The 16,392-nt window shown below is 70.7% G+C and carries 16 protein-coding genes and 1 pseudogene; 7 read left to right on the top strand and 10 right to left on the bottom strand.

Annotation, left to right across the window (positions count from 1 at the left end; translation table 11 throughout):
* Positions 1 to 19: 19 nt before the first annotated feature.
* The 4 genes and pseudogenes from ADL01_RS47870 to ADL01_RS23830 all read right to left on the bottom strand — a co-directional run.
* Positions 20 to 637: pseudogene (locus ADL01_RS47870) on the bottom strand (AMP-binding protein); the annotation flags it as partial.
* Positions 638 to 674: 37 nt separating this feature from the next.
* Entirely contained in the window at positions 675 to 1,181 is a 507-nt protein-coding gene (locus tag ADL01_RS23840) for a DoxX family protein (protein ID WP_053744060.1), read from the bottom strand.
* 137 nt (positions 1,182 to 1,318) lie between these two features.
* Positions 1,319 to 2,599 (bottom strand): acyl-CoA dehydrogenase family protein, encoded by a 1,281-nt coding sequence (locus ADL01_RS23835; protein WP_053744059.1) that lies wholly within the window; start codon positions 2,597 to 2,599, stop codon positions 1,319 to 1,321.
* 11 nt (positions 2,600 to 2,610) lie between these two features.
* A complete protein-coding gene (locus tag ADL01_RS23830) occupies positions 2,611 to 3,738 on the bottom strand; it encodes an acyl-CoA dehydrogenase family protein (protein WP_053744058.1) in 1,128 nt (375 codons plus the stop codon).
* A 169-nt stretch (positions 3,739 to 3,907) separates the two neighbouring features.
* On the opposite strand from ADL01_RS23830, the gene ADL01_RS23825 reads away from it, so the two are divergent.
* Positions 3,908 to 4,771 carry an AAA family ATPase gene (locus ADL01_RS23825; protein WP_053744057.1) on the top strand — a complete coding sequence of 288 codons (864 nt, stop codon included), beginning with the start codon at positions 3,908 to 3,910 and terminating at the stop codon, positions 4,769 to 4,771.
* 17 nt (positions 4,772 to 4,788) lie between these two features.
* Here ADL01_RS23825 and ADL01_RS23820 read toward each other — a convergent pair whose 3' ends face one another.
* A complete protein-coding gene (locus tag ADL01_RS23820) occupies positions 4,789 to 5,475 on the bottom strand; it encodes an alpha/beta fold hydrolase (RefSeq protein WP_063783569.1) in 687 nt (228 codons plus the stop codon).
* Between the two features lie 35 nt (positions 5,476 to 5,510).
* Here ADL01_RS23820 and ADL01_RS23815 point away from each other — a divergent pair, with 35 nt between their 5' ends.
* The 3 genes from ADL01_RS23815 to ADL01_RS23805 all read left to right on the top strand — a co-directional run bounded on the left by ADL01_RS23815 (position 5,511) and on the right by ADL01_RS23805 (position 8,012).
* Positions 5,511 to 6,893 (top strand): VWA domain-containing protein, encoded by a 1,383-nt coding sequence (locus tag ADL01_RS23815; RefSeq protein ID WP_053744055.1) that lies wholly within the window; start codon positions 5,511 to 5,513, stop codon positions 6,891 to 6,893.
* Positions 6,894 to 7,037: 144 nt separating this feature from the next.
* Positions 7,038 to 7,583 carry an FAS1-like dehydratase domain-containing protein gene (locus ADL01_RS23810; protein WP_063783568.1) on the top strand — a complete coding sequence of 182 codons (546 nt, stop codon included), beginning with the start codon at positions 7,038 to 7,040 and terminating at the stop codon, positions 7,581 to 7,583.
* A gap of 15 nt (positions 7,584 to 7,598) precedes the next feature.
* Positions 7,599 to 8,012 (top strand): MaoC/PaaZ C-terminal domain-containing protein, encoded by a 414-nt coding sequence (locus ADL01_RS23805; RefSeq protein ID WP_053744054.1) that lies wholly within the window; start codon positions 7,599 to 7,601, stop codon positions 8,010 to 8,012.
* Positions 8,013 to 8,080: 68 nt separating this feature from the next.
* On the opposite strand, the gene ADL01_RS23800 is transcribed toward ADL01_RS23805, so the two are convergent.
* Together ADL01_RS23800 and ADL01_RS23795 are read right to left on the bottom strand one after the other, a co-directional pair.
* On the bottom strand, positions 8,081 to 10,228 hold the full coding sequence (locus tag ADL01_RS23800) for an acyl-CoA dehydrogenase (RefSeq protein ID WP_053744053.1): 2,148 nt from the start codon (positions 10,226 to 10,228) through the stop codon (positions 8,081 to 8,083).
* A 98-nt stretch (positions 10,229 to 10,326) separates the two neighbouring features.
* Positions 10,327 to 11,499 (bottom strand): thiolase family protein, encoded by a 1,173-nt coding sequence (locus ADL01_RS23795; RefSeq protein WP_053744052.1) that lies wholly within the window; start codon positions 11,497 to 11,499, stop codon positions 10,327 to 10,329.
* A 188-nt stretch (positions 11,500 to 11,687) separates the two neighbouring features.
* Here ADL01_RS23795 and ADL01_RS23790 point away from each other — a divergent pair, with 188 nt between their 5' ends.
* The gene (locus tag ADL01_RS23790) at positions 11,688 to 12,455 is read left to right on the top strand and encodes an SDR family NAD(P)-dependent oxidoreductase (protein WP_053744051.1); all 768 of its coding nucleotides are present in this window, start codon (positions 11,688 to 11,690) and stop codon (positions 12,453 to 12,455) included.
* Between the two features lie 24 nt (positions 12,456 to 12,479).
* On the opposite strand, the gene ADL01_RS23785 is transcribed toward ADL01_RS23790, so the two are convergent.
* A complete protein-coding gene (locus tag ADL01_RS23785) occupies positions 12,480 to 13,187 on the bottom strand; it encodes a TetR/AcrR family transcriptional regulator (RefSeq protein ID WP_159049611.1) in 708 nt (235 codons plus the stop codon).
* 133 nt (positions 13,188 to 13,320) lie between these two features.
* On the opposite strand from ADL01_RS23785, the gene ADL01_RS23775 reads away from it, so the two are divergent.
* Together ADL01_RS23775 and ADL01_RS23770 are read left to right on the top strand one after the other, a co-directional pair.
* Positions 13,321 to 13,740 (top strand): Zn-ribbon domain-containing OB-fold protein, encoded by a 420-nt coding sequence (locus ADL01_RS23775; RefSeq protein ID WP_053744048.1) that lies wholly within the window; start codon positions 13,321 to 13,323, stop codon positions 13,738 to 13,740.
* 26 nt (positions 13,741 to 13,766) lie between these two features.
* Complete coding sequence (locus tag ADL01_RS23770; protein ID WP_053744047.1) at positions 13,767 to 14,924, top strand: thiolase family protein; 1,158 nt, start codon at positions 13,767 to 13,769, stop codon at positions 14,922 to 14,924.
* 72 nt (positions 14,925 to 14,996) lie between these two features.
* Here ADL01_RS23770 and ADL01_RS23765 read toward each other — a convergent pair whose 3' ends face one another.
* Together ADL01_RS23765 and ADL01_RS23760 are read right to left on the bottom strand one after the other, a co-directional pair.
* Positions 14,997 to 15,935 (bottom strand): VOC family protein, encoded by a 939-nt coding sequence (locus ADL01_RS23765; RefSeq protein WP_053744046.1) that lies wholly within the window; start codon positions 15,933 to 15,935, stop codon positions 14,997 to 14,999.
* A 105-nt stretch (positions 15,936 to 16,040) separates the two neighbouring features.
* Complete coding sequence (locus ADL01_RS23760) at positions 16,041 to 16,370, bottom strand: DUF4286 family protein (RefSeq protein WP_053744045.1); 330 nt, start codon at positions 16,368 to 16,370, stop codon at positions 16,041 to 16,043.
* Between the last annotated feature and the right edge of the window lie 22 nt (positions 16,371 to 16,392).

Genomic DNA, 16,392 nt, shown 5'->3' with positions numbered 1-16,392 from the left:
GGCCTGCCTGCAGGCGCTCCATAAAGACCGTGGGTCTTCCGCGAACCATCGCCTGCAGCAGTCCGGCGGGACCCGCCGCGCAGCCGGGCCGCAACGTATTGAGGTGCACCCGATCCCGACGTGCCGTCTGGGCCGGTTGCGAGAGTGTCAGCCCGGCCAGCGGTGAGCGATGGGTGTGCTGGACGCATGCGGGAGTACCGCCGACACCTTCCGTCCAGGCCAGCAGACACACCTGATCCTGATCAGTGCGCGAAGCGGGCTCGACCGGCCGGGGGTTCAGCAGAGTGAACCAGTCCACCGCGTCAGCCGGCACCGCCGCCGCGGGCGATGTGCCCGGCACCGCGACCCGCAGCCGCAGCCGCAGCCGCGGCACTGCGTGCTCGGAACCTCTCGTACGGAGTACGTCGTGCGCCCGCCAGACCGAAGTGATCAGCGCGGTGGCCCCCGTGAGCCGGAGGACCAGCCGGGCCTCCTCTGCGGTGGCCTCCGGCGACACCGGTAGCAGTACTCCCCCGCACAGCAGTACGGCGGCGTACGCGCCCCCGGTCTCGACACGCGCCGGAAGCTGGACCGTCACCACCCCGCCCGCGCCGGCACCGAGCGCCGCCAGGCCCACGGCGATTCGACGGGCGTACAATCCTCAGACTCACTCGTGTTTCTCCTCACATGGCGGGTCAGGACGCGCTCGGCGCCTGCGGGCGATAGAAGAGCGCGAGCAGGGTCCCCGTCCCGAGGATCGCGGCGCCGAGCGCGGCGCCGGTGCCCGGCCAGCCGGTCAGCTCGATGCCGGCGGCCGTGTCCACCGCGTACTCGCCGGGCCCCCAGGCCGCGAGTGCCAGCGACAGCACGGCGAGGACCAGGACGTACTCGTAGCCGTCCTTGAAGACGAAGAAGCCGTTGCGACGGTGCGCGAGCAGACCGGCGACCAGCATCACCGAGATGACGGCGGCGCCGGCGAGCGAGGTGAACAGCCCGGCGGCCAGCAGGACGCCCGCGCCGATCTCGGTGAGCACGCTCAGCCACGCCTGCAGGAGCGGTCGGCGCAGCCCGAGTCCGGCGAACCAGCGCGCGGTGCCCTCGATCCCGCCTCCGCCGCGCCAGTGGTTCCAGCCGTGTACGGCCATCACCGCGCCCACAGTGAGCCGTACCAGCAGCAGAGCGGCGTCGCCCGCCTCACCCATGTCGTTCCTCCTCGGAGGGCAGGGCCCGCACGATGCGCCGGACCACGTCCGCGGCCGGCGGGGTGGTGGCGAGGGAGGGTTCTGCTGTGGTCATGTGCCGTTATGTCCTTCCTGAGGACCTCAGGTGCGTTCGGCCTTCAGCGCCCGTGCCGGACCTGGTTGAAGGGGACGTCGCGGTCGGCGGCGTACTCGCGGGCCATTCCGAGGATCCGTTCGCTGATGATGTTGCGTGCCATCTCGGTGCTGCCGCCGCCGAGCTGGGTGGCCTGGCGGAACAGGAAGGACACGCCCACCTCGCGGGTGTCGGGCCCGTCGGGGGCGGACATCGCGGCGGCCGGGCCGGCGAGTTCGAGTGCGATCTCTGCCTGGCGGGTGGCGCTCTCGCCGTGGAAGAGGCGGATGAGCGAGCCGGCGGTGGGAGGCATCTTCTGCGTGCGCATGCCCGCGGTGACCCGGTCGACGAGGTGCCCGTGGATGACGCCGAGGGCGTGCGCCTCGGCGATCAGCTCCCGCGCGTAGGGGTCGTCCGCCCGGCCGGTGCGGCGGACCAGGTCGATGAGCGCATCGGTCTCCGTGCCGCGCCGCCCTTCGGCCCGCGCGCCGCTGAAGTACGGTGAGCCGCCGCCGACGGCGTTGCGCTCGTGGAACAGCTGGCGCGAGGCGACCGCCCAGCCGCCGCCCACCTCGCCGACCACCGCGGAGGCCGGGACGACGACGTCGTCGAAGAACTCCTGGCAGAACTCGTCGCCGCCGTTGACCTGCTTGATGCGTTCGATGTGCACGCCGGGCTGATGCACCTTCATCAGGAACATCGTCAGTCCCCGGTGCTTGGGCGCGTCCCAGTCGGTGCGGGCCAGGCACAGCGCGTAGTCGGCGGCGTAGGCGCCCGAGCTCCAGATCTTCGAGCCGTTGAGGACGAACACGTCGCCGTCGCGCTCGGCGCGGGTCGTCGCTCCGGCGAGGTCGGAGCCGCTGCCCGGTTCGGACAGGAACTGCACGAGCACCTCGTCGCCGCGGATCGCGGCGGCCAGGTGCTCACGCTTGTGCTCCTCGCTGCCCATGTCGAGGATGGTCGGGCCGCAGATGGTGAACGTCGGCACATTCAGCCGCATCGGCATCTCGTAGCCGGCGACCTCCTCGTTGAAGGCGCGCTGGTGCGCGGAGGTGAGGCCGAGACCGCCGTACTCCTTGGGGTAGCAGATTCCGGCGAAGCCACCCTCGTACAGCGTGCGTTGCAGGGCACGGGCCCGCTGCCAGGCGCTCTCGTCGCTCGACACGTTCCTTTGCGCACCTTCGTCGGCGGGCAGGTCGGCCAGGCGCCGCAGGTTCGCCGGGATCCACTCGCGGGCCCGCAGGCGGAAGCTGTCGACGCTCTCCATGCCGGTGGCGTCTGACACGGCCGTCGTGGTCGCGGTCATCTCGAATCTCCTCAGACGTTCAGCAGATCGGCGATACGGCGGCGGTGCGCGGACGGCGTGCCCCACATGAGCCGGTTCACCGTCGCCCGGCGCAGGTAGATGTGGATGTCGTGCTCCCAGGTGACTCCCAGGCCGCCGTGCAACTGGACGCAGTCCTGGATGATGTCGGTGGCCCGCTGGCCGAGGTAGGACTTCGCGACGCTGACCAGCTCACCGGCGTCGGCCCGGCGCTCCTGCACCGCGCGGGCGGCGGCGGCCATCGTCGCCTGGCCGGACTCCGACCACAGCGTCATGTCCGCCATCCGGTGCTTGAGCTCCTGATAGGAGGCGAGCGGCCGGCCGAAGGAGTAGCGGTCGAACATCCACTGCCGGGTGAACTCCAGCACGCGCTCGACGACACCGACGAGTTCGGCGCACTGCAGCACGACGGCGAGCTGGAACTGGCGCTCGACGGCGGCCGCGGCACCGCCGGCCGCTCCCACGAGCGCGGTGGCCGGGACGCGTACGCCGGCGTAGTCGACGCGTGCGAAGCCGCGCACCATGTCGAGGCTCTCCAGCGGGAGGACGGACACGCCGTCCGCGTCGCGCTCGACGACGAACTGGCTCAGGCCCTCGGGGGTATGGGCGAGTACCAGGAACGCGTCCGCGTCGCCGCCGTGCTCGACGCCGTCGTGCGTGCCGTCAAGGACGTAACCGTCCCCGTCGGGCCGTGCCTCGATCGCGCCCGCTTCGGGGTCCCAGCCCCGTCCCGGCGCACAGCAGGCCCAGGCGGCGACCATCGAGCCGTCGAGCAGCCTGCCGAGGAGTCCGGCGTGCCGGTCCGCGCCGGCCGCCTCGGCGAGGGCGGCGGCGACGACGTTGACCACGGCGAGCGGTCCGGGCGCGCACCCGCGTCCGAACTGCTCGGCGATGACCGTCGCGTCGACGACCCCCTCGCCGGAGACGCTGCCGCCGCCCGTCTCCTCCGGCACGACGAGCGACGTCCACCCGAGTTCCGCCCCACGCCGCCAGGTGTCCCGGTCGAACGTGCGGCCCTCGTCGTGCAACGCGCGGATCACGCCGAGCGGGGCGGACTTCTCCAGGTAGTCCGCTGTCGCCGTCTGCAACAAGCGCTGGTCGGCGGTCAGTTCGAATCTCATGACGGCACCTTGTCCTCCCGACGATGTACTGCGAAGCCGACGGCCATGGCGCCGGAGCTGTTGACCGGCAGTCTACACGCCATTACGGTAATGCATACAGTAAAAGCAACGTGCGGCCGGACGCAGGACTGACGGGTCGGCACGTCACCCCAGGACGGGAGCGCCGCAGATGCCCGACTCGCCGCATTTCGCCTCCTCCCAGCAGGTCGCGGACCGGCTGCGGGGCACCGGTTATGTCCCGAGTCCGCGCATCGCGGGCGTCATCCACCTGGCCGAACGCCTCGGCAAGCCGGTCCTCGTCGAGGGTCCGGCCGGCACGGGCAAGACGCAGCTGGCCAAGAGCGTCGCCGAGTCCTGCGGGCTGCGGCTGATACGGCTGCAGTGCTACGAGGGCCTCGACGAGGCGAAGGCGCTGTACGAGTGGGACTACCGCAAGCAGCTCCTGCACATCGCGCGGGCCGGGACCGCGGGCGGGGACGGCGTGGAGACCGAGTTGTTCCACGAGTGCTTTCTGCTCACCCGTCCGCTGCTGGAGGCGATCCGCTCCGAGGAACCGGTCGTGCTCCTCGTCGACGAGGTCGACCGGCTCGACATCGAGACCGAGGCACTGCTGCTGGAGGTGCTGTCGGAGTATCAGGTGTCCATCCCCGAGCTGGGGACTCTGCGGGCCCGTACCACTCCCCTGGTCTTCCTCACCTCGAACAACAGCCGTGAGCTCTCCGAGGCGCTCAAGCGCCGCTGTCTCTACCTGCACATCGGCTATCCGACCGCGGAGCACGAGCGGGACATCGTGCTGGCGCAGGTCCCCGGCATCGAGGCGGTCCTCGCCGGCAGGGTCGGCCAACTGGTGCGGTCGCTGCGCTCACTGGAACTGCGGAAGAAGCCCTCCGTGGCGGAGACCCTGGACTGGGCGCGCACCCTCGTCCTGCTCGGCGCCGACGACGTCACGACCGAACTGCTCGCCGACACCCTTCCGGTGCTTCTCAAGAACGAGAGCGACATCGCTCTCGCCCTGAAGGAGTTCGGCGAGTGACACCCCGCCCCACAGGGTCAGTCCGCGTCGAGGAAGCGGAGTACGGCATCGACGCATCCGATGTCGCGCGCAATCGCGAAGTGGTCGACACCCTTCAGAATGACCCGCGAGCAGCGCGGTATCGCCGCGGCGACCTGCTCGGACGGGCCGCCGCGGTCGGCGCCACCCTCCACGACCAGGCAGCGAGCGGTGATCGCCGCGAGATCGGCCGTTCCGGCGCGTGGCTGACTCGACCGGGCGAACGCGGCGACCGAGGCCCGGTCGTTGCCCGCCACGTCGACGAGACGGCGGATCAGGCGCGGCACGCCGACGGCCGGTTCCTCGGCGGCGAGGAGAGCGTCCGCGACGGCGTTCATCGCCGCCGGTCCCGCGTGGTTCTCGCGCAGGCCGCTGTCCGGGACACCGAGCAGTGCCACCGAGCCGAAGGCCTCGGGCTTCCTGGCCGCGGCGACCATCAGCGCGTAACCGCCCGCCGAGAATCCCACCGCGTCGACCCGAGCGCTGTCCGATGCGGCGTCGAGCACCACCTGAGCCGCCTCGCGCGTGGGGTCGCCGGTCCGCCCGTCGGCCCCATGGCCGGGCAGTTCCACCCCGACGACCTCACGCCCGCTCTCGCGCAGGAGGTCGGCCCAACCGGGGGCCACCCAGTTGTGCTCGTACGACGAACCCATGCCGTGGATCAGCAACACCGAACGCTTCCGCATGCCTTTACTGTAATGCTTTCGGGGGGGGTTGAGCGGTGTCCCTGATCACGACTCTCGACGCTCTCGTCGACGAACTGCGGGCCCTCGGGGTCCCGGTGTCGGCGTCCGAGAAAGCCGACGCCGCCGCGGCACTGGGCCACGCCGACCTCGCCGACCTCGCCGACCGGGAGGAGGTCAGAAGCGGCCTCGCGGTCACCCTGGTGAAGTCGGCCGGCCATCTGAGCGCCTTCGACAGGGTTTTCGACGTCTGTTTCGGACAGCGCGTGCCGGACCGGGCGACCGGCGGCGTCGGCCTCGGCGAGCCGGACGACGCCACGATCCGCCGCCTCCTCGCCGAGTCGATCGAGGCCGGTGAGAACGGATCCCTGATGCAACGCCACCTCGCGGGCCTGCTCGTCGACCGGCACGCGGGCATCCAGCCGGGCAGGGCCGTCGCCGGCACCTCCTACCTGTTCCGCGCCATGCGCGCCCTGGACGTCGACCGCGTCACCGCCGCCCTCGTGCGGCGAGCCGAGGCGCGCACCCCGGCCGCCCTCGCCGGTCCTCTCCCCCGGCGTCTGTTCCTGGAGGACGTCGAGCGGCGGCTCGCCGCGTTCCGGCTGGAGGTCGAGGCCGAGATCCGGCGCCGGCTCGTGGCCGACCGCGGCGTCGACGCCGTGGCGAAGACCCTGCGCCGGCCGCTGCCGGAGGACGTCGGCTTCCTCACCGCCGCCACTGCGGAACTGCACGAGCTGTGGGACACGATCCAGCCGCTGTCCCGCAAGCTCGCCGCCCGTATGGTCCACCGGCGTCGGCACGGCCATCGCGGCAGGATCGACGTCCGCCGGACCATGCGCGCGTCCCTGTCGACCGGTGGCATACCGGTCGACCTGCGCCACCACACGCCGCGCCCGGCCAAGCCGGAACTCGTCGTGCTCGCCGACATCTCCGGATCGGTCTCGGCCTTCGCCGCTTTCACCCTCCAGCTCACCTACGCGCTGCGCAGCCGGTTCGCCCGCGTGCGGTGCTTCGTGTTCGTCGACGGCCTCGACGAGGTGACCGACCTGATCGAGCGGTCGGCGAACGTGCTGGAGGTGGCGAGCGAGATCAACCGGCTCGGGCTCGGCGTCTGGCTGGACGGCCGCTCGGACTACGGCAACGCCATCGAGACCTTCTGCCGGGATCACGCCGGTGAGCTGCGCGCCCGCACCACGGTCCTGGTCCTGGGCGACGCCCGCTCCAACTACCACGCACCGCGCGCCGACGCGCTCGGCAGGATCGCCGGCCGCTGCGGGCACCTGTTCTGGCTCAACCCCGAGCCACGGGCCGCCTGGGACAGCGGCGACTCCGTGATCGGGCGGTACGCCGGGTACTGCGACGAGGTGGTGGAGTGCCGCAACCTGCGGCAGCTGCGCGCCTTCGTCGAGCGCCTCGCCTGAGCCACCCCATGCCGTCCACACCACAGACCGAAAAGAGGTGACCCGCATGGCAGGTGACGTGCTGGGCCTGCTCCGGCCGACGTACCCCGGCAGCAAGGCCTTCCTGCCGAACGGGCACCGTAACCCCACAGGAGCAGTGCAGTCATGACGGACACCACGAAACCAGCGCAGGCCGAGGTGAGTCACATCTCCGGCGAGATGCTGACGGCCATCGGCCGCACCCTGTCCCGCCGCGTCTCCTTCCGCGTCTCCGAGTCGGACATCCGCCGCTGGGCGCTGGCGGTCTACTACCCCGACGCCCCACCCGAGCGCTTCATCGAGTCGGAGACCGCCGCGAAGTCGCGCCACGGCGGGATCACCGCACCGGAGGACTTCAACCCCTTCGCCTGGCTGGCGGCGCTGCAGAGCGCGGCTCCGTCCGGGGGGAAGGAGAACGATCCCGGCTCCCTCGAGCGCCTGCTCGGTATCACCCCGCCACCGTTGGAGTTCCAGCTGAACGGGGGCCTGGAGGTCGACTACGGCGTGCCGATGCGGCCGGGTGACGTGATCACCTCGGAGAACCGGCTGATGTCGTACGCCGAGCGCCCCGGCAGGCTCGGTCTGATGCTGTTCACCGTCACCGAGGACACCTGGACGAACCAGGACGGCGAGCTCGTCAAGCGCAGCCGTACGACTCTCATCCGCTACTGACCGCGTCGAGGAATCATGACCACCATGCTCAGTCCGGCCGTCGGCGACAGCCTGCCGGAGTTCACCCGCACGACCGATTTCGCCCACTGGAACCGTTACGCCGCCGTGAACGACGAGTTCGTCCCAATCCATATGGACGAGGAGGCCGGGCGGGCCGCCGGCTACTCGGGGGCCTTCGGGATGGGCAATCTGCAGTGGGCCTACCTGCACAACCTGGTGCGCGACTGGCTCGGCGGCGCCGGCCGCATCGTGTCGCTGCGCTGCCAGTTCCGGGCCGTCAACACACGCGGCATGACCGTCTGCGCACGCGGCACGGTCACCGCGGTGCGCGTCGAGGACGGCGTGCGCCTGGTCGACCTCGATGTGTGGACCGAGGACCAGGACGGCAACCAGATCGCTCCCGGGAAGGCCGTCGTCGAGCTCGACTGACGTCGTCACACGGCGGGCCCGTCCCCGGTGACCGGGGACGGGCCCGCCGTGTCCCGCTCCCTGCCCGGTCAGCGCAATAGTGGGTCGCGGGGCAGGCCGAGTATGCGTTCGGCGATGACGTTGCGGGTGATCTCCGAGGTGCCGCCGGCGATCGTCAGGCACCGGTCGAACAGGTACTCCACGGCGATCTCCGGTTCGTCCCCGATGATGGCGGCCGTGCCGCACAGCCGCAGCGCCAGCTCGCTCACGCGCTGGGCGTGCTCGGCCGACAGCAGCTTGGTCACGTTGCCTTCCGCGCTCGGCCCCGCCCCGGTGACGGCACGCGTCGCCTGCCGCAGGTTGATCACCCGCATCGCCTGCGCCTCGACGAGGAGCCGGGCGATCGCCCGCCGGCTTTCGGCGTCGAGCGCGCCGTGCCGCAGCGCGAGGTCGGTCAGTTCGAAGGCCGACAGGCGCTCGGGCGACCCGCCGCCGATCGTCACCCGCTCGTTGCCGAGAGTCGCCCGGGCGACCTTCCAGCCGCCGCCCGGCTCACCGACGATGTCGGCGTCGGGGACGAACACGTCGTCGAAGAAGACCTCGTTGAACAGCGCGTTCCCGGTGATCTCGCGCAGCGGCCGGATCTCGACGCCGGGCGCGGTGAGGTCGACGACCATCGCCGTGATGCCCCGGTGCTTGGGCGCCTCCGGGTCGGTCCGTACCGTCGCGAGGCCCCGGTTGCAGTCCTGCGCGTTGCTGGTCCACACCTTCTGGCCGGTCACCCGCCAGCCGCCCTCGACGCGTTCGGCGCGGGTGCGCACGGCAGCCGCGTCGGAGCCGGCGTCCGGTTCGCTGAACAGCTGGCACCACTGCAGCTCGCCGAGCAGGCTCGGGGTGATCCACCGCTCGACCTGTTCCTGGTCCGCGGTCTGGGTGAGCGTCAGCAGCACCCATCCGCCGATGCCCAGCGAGGGCATCTCGATCCCGGCCAGCTCCTCCTCCAGGACGAGCTGCTCGATCGCGCCCGCCCCGCGTCCGAACGGCTCGGCCCAGTGCGGCACCAGGTATCCCGAGGACACGAGCAGCGCCCGGCGTTCTTCCTCCGGGGCGGCGCGGTACCGGTCGAGGAAGGCGCGGGCCTCGGCACGATAGGTGTCGGCCTCCTCTGGCAGTTCGACCGCGAACTGCCGCCGTACGCCGGCGTGGGTGGCTTCGTAGACGTCGTCCTCGGCCGAGCCCAGGGCGGCCACCACGGCCCGGAGCGCCGCCGCGCGCCTGAGGTGGAGGTGGGCGTCGTGCTCCCAGGTGAAGCCGATGCCGCCGAAGATCTGGACGGCCTTCTGCGCGCACTCCTGGTAGCTGCGCATGGCCAGGCCGGCCGCCGCCGCGGCCGCCAGCTCCGCTTCGGCCGGCGTGGCCGCTCCTCGGGCCGCGTCCCAGGCGAGCGCGGTGGCCAGCTCGACGGCGACCAGCATGTCGGCCAGGTGGTGTTTGACCGCCTGGAAGCTGCCGATGCTCCGGCCGAACTGCTCTCGTACCCGGGCGTATTCCAGCGCGAGGTCCAGGCAGCCCCGCGCCCCGCCGGCGGCCTCGGCGGCGGCCAGCGTCCGGAACACCGCGACCGCCGGGCCGAGGGCGCCGGCGAGGACATGGCCGTCGGCCGGGACCAGCCCGGTGACGGAGACCTTGGCGAGCCCCAGCGACGGATCCAGGCCCTTCACCGGGACCACGTCGACCGCCGCGTCGGTGGTGGGGGCCATCAGCAGGTCGTCGCCGGCCGCGAGGAGCAGCACGTCGGCCCATCGCCCGGCGAGCACCGTCAGCTCGCCGCTGTACGCGCCGTCGTCGTCGCGGGTCAGTCCGGCCGTGAGCCCGAGTCCGGCGACGGCCGAGCCGTTGCCCAGCCGGGTGACGAACTCGTGCAGCGAGTCACCCCCGGTCGCGGACAGCACCGCGGAGGCGGTGGCGGTGGCCAGCAGCGGGCCGGGCGTGATCGCGTGACCCAGTTCGTCGACGACGACGGCGAGTTCAGGAAGGCCGAATCCGGAGCCGCCCGCCTGCTCCGACAGGTGCAGGCTCAGCCAGCCCAGGTCGCCGATCCGCTTCCACGTCTCGGGTACGGCGGGAGCGTCCGCGTCCAGCGCGGCGCGCGCGCCGCTCCTGACCCGCTGATCGGCGGCGAAGGAGCGGACGACGGCCGCGAGCGCCTGGTGTTCCTCGGTGATGGCAAGCCCCATCGGGCGACTCCTCGATGCTGGAACCGGCCGACCCACCGTCGGCCACTTCTTATACTGTATGACTTACAGTAGGAAATTCAGGTGACCGCTCAGCCGATTCAGACCTCGATGAGGACCGCGCCGCCCTGGCCACCACCGGCGCACATGGTCGCGAGCCCGAGACCGCCGCCGCGCCGCCGCAACTCGTGCACGAGCGTGACGACCATGCGGGCACCGGACGCGGCCACCGGGTGGCCGAGGCTGCACCCGCTGCCGCTGAAGTTCACCCGCTCCTCGTCCAGCCCGAACTCCTTGCAGGCGGCGATCGGGACGGAGGCGAACGCCTCGTTGATCTCCCACAGCGTCACATCGGCGTACGTCAGTCCGGCTCGCCGCAGCACCTTGTCGGCCGCGCGCAGCGCCCCGAAGCCCATCAGTGCCGGGTCGACCCCGGCCGCGCCCCAGGCGAGGATCCTCGCCAGTGGCGTGAGCCCCTCGGCCAAGGCCAGCTCCGCGCTGGTCACGGCCACCGCGGCAGCGGCGTCGTTGATGCCGCTGGAGTTGCCCGCGGTGATGGAGAAGCCCGGGATCTCGGGGTGCAGCACCTTCAGCGAGGCCAGCTTCGCCGGCGAGGTGTCGCGCCGCGGGTGCTCGTCCACGGCGAACTCGACCGGGGCGTCGCCCGGGCCGTCCAACTTGAGCGGCACGATCTCGTCGGCGAACTTGCCGGCGTCGATCGCCGCGACCGCGCGCTGGTGCGACCGGCAGGCCCAGGCGTCCTGTTCCTCGCGGGTGATGCCGACGGCCTTGGCGGTGTTCCAGCCGACCGTGATCGACACGTCCAGGTTCGGCGCCGTGGGCGAGTCAGGGTGCGTCGCGGGATACCAGTCGGCGTACTCGTCGGCCGTGCCGGCGACCCGCTGCCTGAGCCGCGGCGCCATCGAGGTCGCCTGCACACCACCGGCCACGAGCGCCGACTCCATGCCGGACTTCACCGACGCGGCCGCCAGGCCGATGGAGGTGAGACTGCCGGCACAGTGCCGGTTGAGCGCGACGCCGGGCACGTCCAGCATGCCGTTCACGACGGCGGCGTAGCGCGCCAGGTCACCGCCTCCGTACTGACTCTCCGCGAGCAGGATGTCGTCGAACCGGTGGGGTTCGAGCCCCGATCGGCACACCGTCTCCTCGACGATCGCCGAGGCGAGGGTCTCGCCGTCGGTGTTGGCAAGGGTGCCCTTGCGGGCGGTGCCGATGGCCGTGCGCACTGCGCTGACGATGACTGGAGCGGACACGTGCACCTCTTCTGGGGTGATGGCCTCGGGTCTGCGGCGCCCTGATGGCCGACGCGAAACAGTAGTCAATACTGTTGTCACAACAGTACAGTACTTTCGGTGAATCGAACCCTGCTGTTTCCAGTCGGGGCATCGACCCGCCGCCGCCCGACGGAACTCCGCCGGAGCGCGTCACCCAAGGAGGAATTGTGGATCTTTCCGGATCGTCCGCACTCGTGACCGGCGGCGCCGGCGGCTTCGGCGAGGCGACCACCCGCCGCCTGGTGGAGGCCGGCGCGAAGGTGGTGGTGGCCGACCTCGCCGAGGACAAGGGCAAGGCCCTGGCCGCCGAACTCGGCGACGCCGTGGTCTTCGTGCCCACCGACGTCACCAAGGACGAGTCGGTGGACCAGGCGGTCACCGCCGCGACCGAGCTGGGCCCGCTGCGCACGGCCGTCGTCGTCCACGGCGGTCCGGCGGCCGGGCGCCGGATGGTCGGCCGGGACGGCACCCCGTACTCGGCCGACGTCTTCGCCCGGACGATGGACATCTTCCTCACCGGCACCTACCGCGTGATGAGCAAGGCCGCCGCGGCGATGACCCACAACGAACCGCTCGACTCCGGCCAGCGCGGCGTCGTCATCTCCACCGCGAGCATCGCCGGCTTCGAGGGCCAGGTGGGGCAGAGCGACTACTCCGCGGCCAAGGGCGGCGTCATCGGGCTCACCCTCACCGCGGCACGGGACCTCAGCCCGGCGGGGGTGCGCGTCATGTGCATCGCCCCCGGCACCTTCTTCACGCCCGCCTACGGCATGGCCGAAGAGGAGGCACAGGCCAAATGGGGGCCCGGGGTGCCCAACCCCAAGCGCATGGGACGCGCCGACGAATACGCCCGGCTCGCCGTGCACATCGCCGAGAACGACTACCTCAACGGCACCGTGATCCGCATCGACGGCGCGCTGCGGTTCAACCTCTGACCCACGCCCGGTCGGCCCGGCGGGTCAGGCCGGCTCGCCCTGCTCGGCGAGCAGCACCTCGAAGCCGCACAGCAACCGGGCGGCCGAGAAGGCGAAGTCCTCGTCCGTGGTGCCGGCGAGCGGATGCCGGTCGAGCAGACTCGCCAGGACCGGCATGGAGGACCAGTCGGTCATGCGCTGTTGCCGCTGGTCCAGGGTGGGCGTGTTCGACCGGCGCAGGATGCGGTCGTGGATGATGTGGCCCCGCGTGTATACCGAGAAGGCGTTGTACGCCAGCATGGCGTTGTCATGGTCGAAACCGGCGTCGACGAGCTTGCCGACCACGGCCTCGATCAGCTCCATGGTCCGCCGCGTCGCCTCGGCGCCGTAGCTGGACGTCCGGGTCAGCAGCAGGTCGGAGAGAACCTCGTCCTCCCGGTGGAGGGTGCGCTGCGCGGTGAAATGCTCAAGCATGGCCCGCTGCCAGCTGTCCTCGGTACGCACCGCGGGCATCCGGGTGAGGAGCCGGTCGACCGCGACGTCCGTCATCGCGCCGAGCAGGTCGGACTTCTTCCGGAAGTACCAGTAGAGGCTGGTCACACCGACGCTCAGATGCTCGGCGAGACGCGGCATGCTCAGTTGGTCCAGGGAGCGCCGACGAGCGACCGCGAAGGCGCCCTCCACTATTTCGTCGGCACTGATCGACCCGCGCTTGCGACGGTGCCGGGTCGTCTGCCGCTTTTCGTTCGGCACGATCTGATCCTCACCGGGGGGACTGAGCGCGAGGCACTCGAGAAGGCGACCAGAGACCTCGACAAGGATACGGCATGGCTTACTGTATGACACGCCAGCAATGCGTTCCCCACCACCGACAGGGAGACCGGGCATGACCGAGTCACCGCCCCTGCTGCCCGCTCCGGACGAGCTGACCAGCTTCTTCTGGGAGGCCGCCCGTCGCCGTGAGCTGATGATCCAGCGCTGTTCGGCCTGCGGCACCTACCAGCATCCGCCCGAGCCGGTGTGCCACTCTTGCCTTTCCTTCGACCTCGGCGGGGCCGAGGTGTCCGGCCGCGGGACCGTCTACAGCTACACGATGGCGACGCAGGCGTTCCACCCCTCCTTCGCCGACAAGCTCCCGTTCTGCATCGCCGTGGTCGAACTCGACGACCAACCGGGGCTGAAGCTCCTGACCAACATCGTCGATCTCCAGGCCGACGGCGTGAACGTGGGTGATCCGGTCGAGGTGTGCTTCCGCGCCCTCAGCGACGCGATCGACCTGCCCGTCTTCCGTCTGGTACGGGCCTGACCGACAACCATCCCCAAAGGACTCCCGTGCCCAAGAAACAGCGCGTCGCGATCGTCGGCGTCGGCTACTCGACGGTGGGCCGCGACACCGGCCTGTCGCTGGACACCCTCACCGCCCAGGCGTCCATCGCCGCGATGGAGGATGCCGGCGTCAAGCCGGCCGACATCGACGGTGTCGTCGTGCACAGCTTTCCGCACCAGTACGTGTCGGCGACACACACCGCGGCGATGCTGGGCATCCCCGACCTGGCGTTCTACTCCGGGTCGGTCGACGGTGCCGCCTACTCGATGGCCGCGCTGCACGCCATCGCCGCCATCGCCTCCGGCAGCGCCGAGACCGTCCTGACCCTGCGCACCGTGCATCGCGCGGGCGCGGCGGGTGGCAGTTCGCTGGTCCCGGGCATGGAACGCGGCGCGCCCGGGCCTTTCCAGTTCACCATGCCCTACGGCTCCTTCACCGGCTCCCACTGGGCCGGGCTGTACATGCAGCGGCACATGGCGATGTACGGCACCAAGGAGGAGGACTTCGGCGCCTTCGCCGTCGCCCAGCGCGAGTACGCGATCGCCAACCCGTCCGAGTCCTTCTTCACCGAACCGCTCACCATCGACGACTACCTGAGCGCGCGCTACATCGCCGCGCCACTGCGGTTGCTGGACTGCGACTACCCGGTCGACTCAAGCTCGGCACTCATTTTCACCACCGAGGAGCGGGCGCGCGACCTGCGCCAGAAGCCGGTGTTCTTCGAGTCCTGGGCGATGGGCACCACCCAGGAGAGCGACTTCAGCCTGGTCGAGGACATGACGCAGTCGTCCCCGTTCCGGGCCGCCCGGCGCATGTGGTCGCGCACGGACCTGAAGCCGTCGGACGTGGGCGTGGCGGGGCTGTACGACGGCTTCTCCTTCATCGCGCTGCAGTGGCTGGAGGCGCTCGGCTTCTGCGGCATCGGCGAGAGCGGTCCGTTCGTGTCGTCCGGGCACACCCGGGCCGACGGGGTCATCCCGACCAACACCGACGGCGGCGCCTGCAACGTCGGACGCCGGCACGGCGCGAACTACTTCATCGAGGTCACCCGTCAACTGCGCGGTACCGCGGGCGAGCGCGCGCTGCCGGGCCGGCCGACGGCCGGCGTGGTGAGCAACGCCGTCGGCCCCTTCTCCGGCTGCGCCCTCATCACCGCCGAATGACGCGCCCTTGCCTACCCGGACACATCGGGCCCGTGAGGAAGGACTCCGCACGGGCCCGACGCATACGCGGGATCACTCCTCGAACGGATCGCCCTCCAGTACGTCCGTGGTGAACAAGTACGGCGCGTTGAAGGTGTCCTGCGGGTCGGCGGCGAGCAGGCCGGGGCGCGGGCGGGAGGTCCTGATGCCCTTGCCGTTCAGCCACTGCTGAGCCGAGTCCAGGTCGTTGACCCGGAAGGTGATCGAGTAGATCATGTTGCCCCACTGAGCGACGTGCCGGCCCAGCGGCGAGTGAGGCCCGAGCGGTTCGGCGAGCTGGAGCAGGCAGTCGCCGAGGTGGAGGGTCGCGAACTTGTACTGCCCGCCGTCGTCGACGCCCTCGGCGATCGGCATGGCCTGCATGACGTCGACGTAGGTCTTCACCGCCGATTCGAGGTCCTTCACCCCGAGGGTCACGTACAGCATGCGCTTGATGCCGAGCGGGTGGCTGGTCTCCCAGAACTTGCGCTGTGAGGACCAGGTTCCGAGCTCGCGCGGGTCGTTCTGCATGTGGACCTTGCACAGCTCGACCATGAGGCCCGCGGTGTCGCGTGGGCTCGGGTAGAAGTACTGCGTGTCGGGGTCCATCTCCTCGATCTTGCCGCCGCCCGGCCTGCCCATGTAAACGCCCTTGTCGATCATCCGGTTGCCCAGCCCGACCAGGTCGTCCACCAGGTAGCCGACCGAGTGAAGGTGCTGACCGAACTTGGTGTAGAACTTCCCGACCGGCTTGGTCGCATCGACCGGTGTATTGGGCGCCATCGTCTCGATGCACAGGTCGCTGATCATGATCAGACCGGCCCACCTGTCCTCCGGCGGGAGGAAGTTGGGCTCGTCGACGCCCATGTAGACCAGGCCGCCGAACACGTCCTCGTAGAACTGGTTGAGCTTCGTGACGTCATCGGTCATGTGGACCGCGTGGATCATCATGCCGATGCCGAAGTCACCGGTCTTCTTCGCCTGCTTCCGCACGACCGTCCTTCCGACGGGTAACCCTTCCGTATTGCTTATCGTAAGGCTTACAGTCTCGTCTTGCCAGCGCCCGGACATGTCAGCGCGGCACATCGGACCGAGGGGTCAGTCGACCGGGACGAGGAACTGGAGGTCGGGTGGCGCGGTGGTCGTGTCCATCGCCGGGGACATGTCGAACCGGCCGTTGTCGAAGGCCGCGGCCAGCGCCTGCGCCGCGCTCGCCGCATCGGCGTCACTCAGCTCGTAGCAGCACAGGTACCGCCGGGGCCCGGACTCCTCACCGGCGCCCAGGACGGCATAGCGGCGCACGGCCGTGACGGCCGGGACGGCCTCGCGCACCTGCGGGACATGCGTGTTGACGTACCAGTCGTTGAACTCGTCCTCCGCCTCGGGGCCCGCCGGGCTGCTCCAGGCCAGGAACATCGCAGTGCTCATCCCACCATTCCTTTCACGGTGT

It is taken from the genome of Streptomyces sp. NRRL WC-3618, from assembly GCF_001280005.1.
Taxonomy (GTDB): domain Bacteria; phylum Actinomycetota; class Actinomycetes; order Streptomycetales; family Streptomycetaceae; genus Streptomyces.
This window is presented reverse-complemented; position numbering and strand designations above follow the sequence as displayed.

Bases quoted from the DNA above. Each gene is read 5' to 3' on its own strand.
- ADL01_RS23825 (WP_053744057.1), top strand. From the start codon at position 3,908: ATGCCCGACTCGCCGCATTTCGCCTCCTCCCAGCAGGTCGCGGACCGG.
- ADL01_RS23835 (WP_053744059.1), bottom strand. From the start codon at position 2,599: ATGACCGCGACCACGACGGCCGTGTCAGACGCCACCGGCATGGAGAGC.
- ADL01_RS23775 (WP_053744048.1), top strand. From the start codon at position 13,321: ATGACCGAGTCACCGCCCCTGCTGCCCGCTCCGGACGAGCTGACCAGC.
- ADL01_RS23830 (WP_053744058.1), bottom strand. From the start codon at position 3,738: ATGAGATTCGAACTGACCGCCGACCAGCGCTTGTTGCAGACGGCGACA.
- ADL01_RS23840 (WP_053744060.1), bottom strand. From the start codon at position 1,181: ATGGGTGAGGCGGGCGACGCCGCTCTGCTGCTGGTACGGCTCACTGTG.
- ADL01_RS23760 (WP_053744045.1), bottom strand. From the start codon at position 16,370: ATGAGCACTGCGATGTTCCTGGCCTGGAGCAGCCCGGCGGGCCCCGAG.
- ADL01_RS23800 (WP_053744053.1), bottom strand. From the start codon at position 10,228: ATGGGGCTTGCCATCACCGAGGAACACCAGGCGCTCGCGGCCGTCGTC.
- ADL01_RS23810 (WP_063783568.1), top strand. From the start codon at position 7,038: ATGACGGACACCACGAAACCAGCGCAGGCCGAGGTGAGTCACATCTCC.
- ADL01_RS23805 (WP_053744054.1), top strand. From the start codon at position 7,599: ATGACCACCATGCTCAGTCCGGCCGTCGGCGACAGCCTGCCGGAGTTC.
- ADL01_RS23820 (WP_063783569.1), bottom strand. From the start codon at position 5,475: ATGCGGAAGCGTTCGGTGTTGCTGATCCACGGCATGGGTTCGTCGTAC.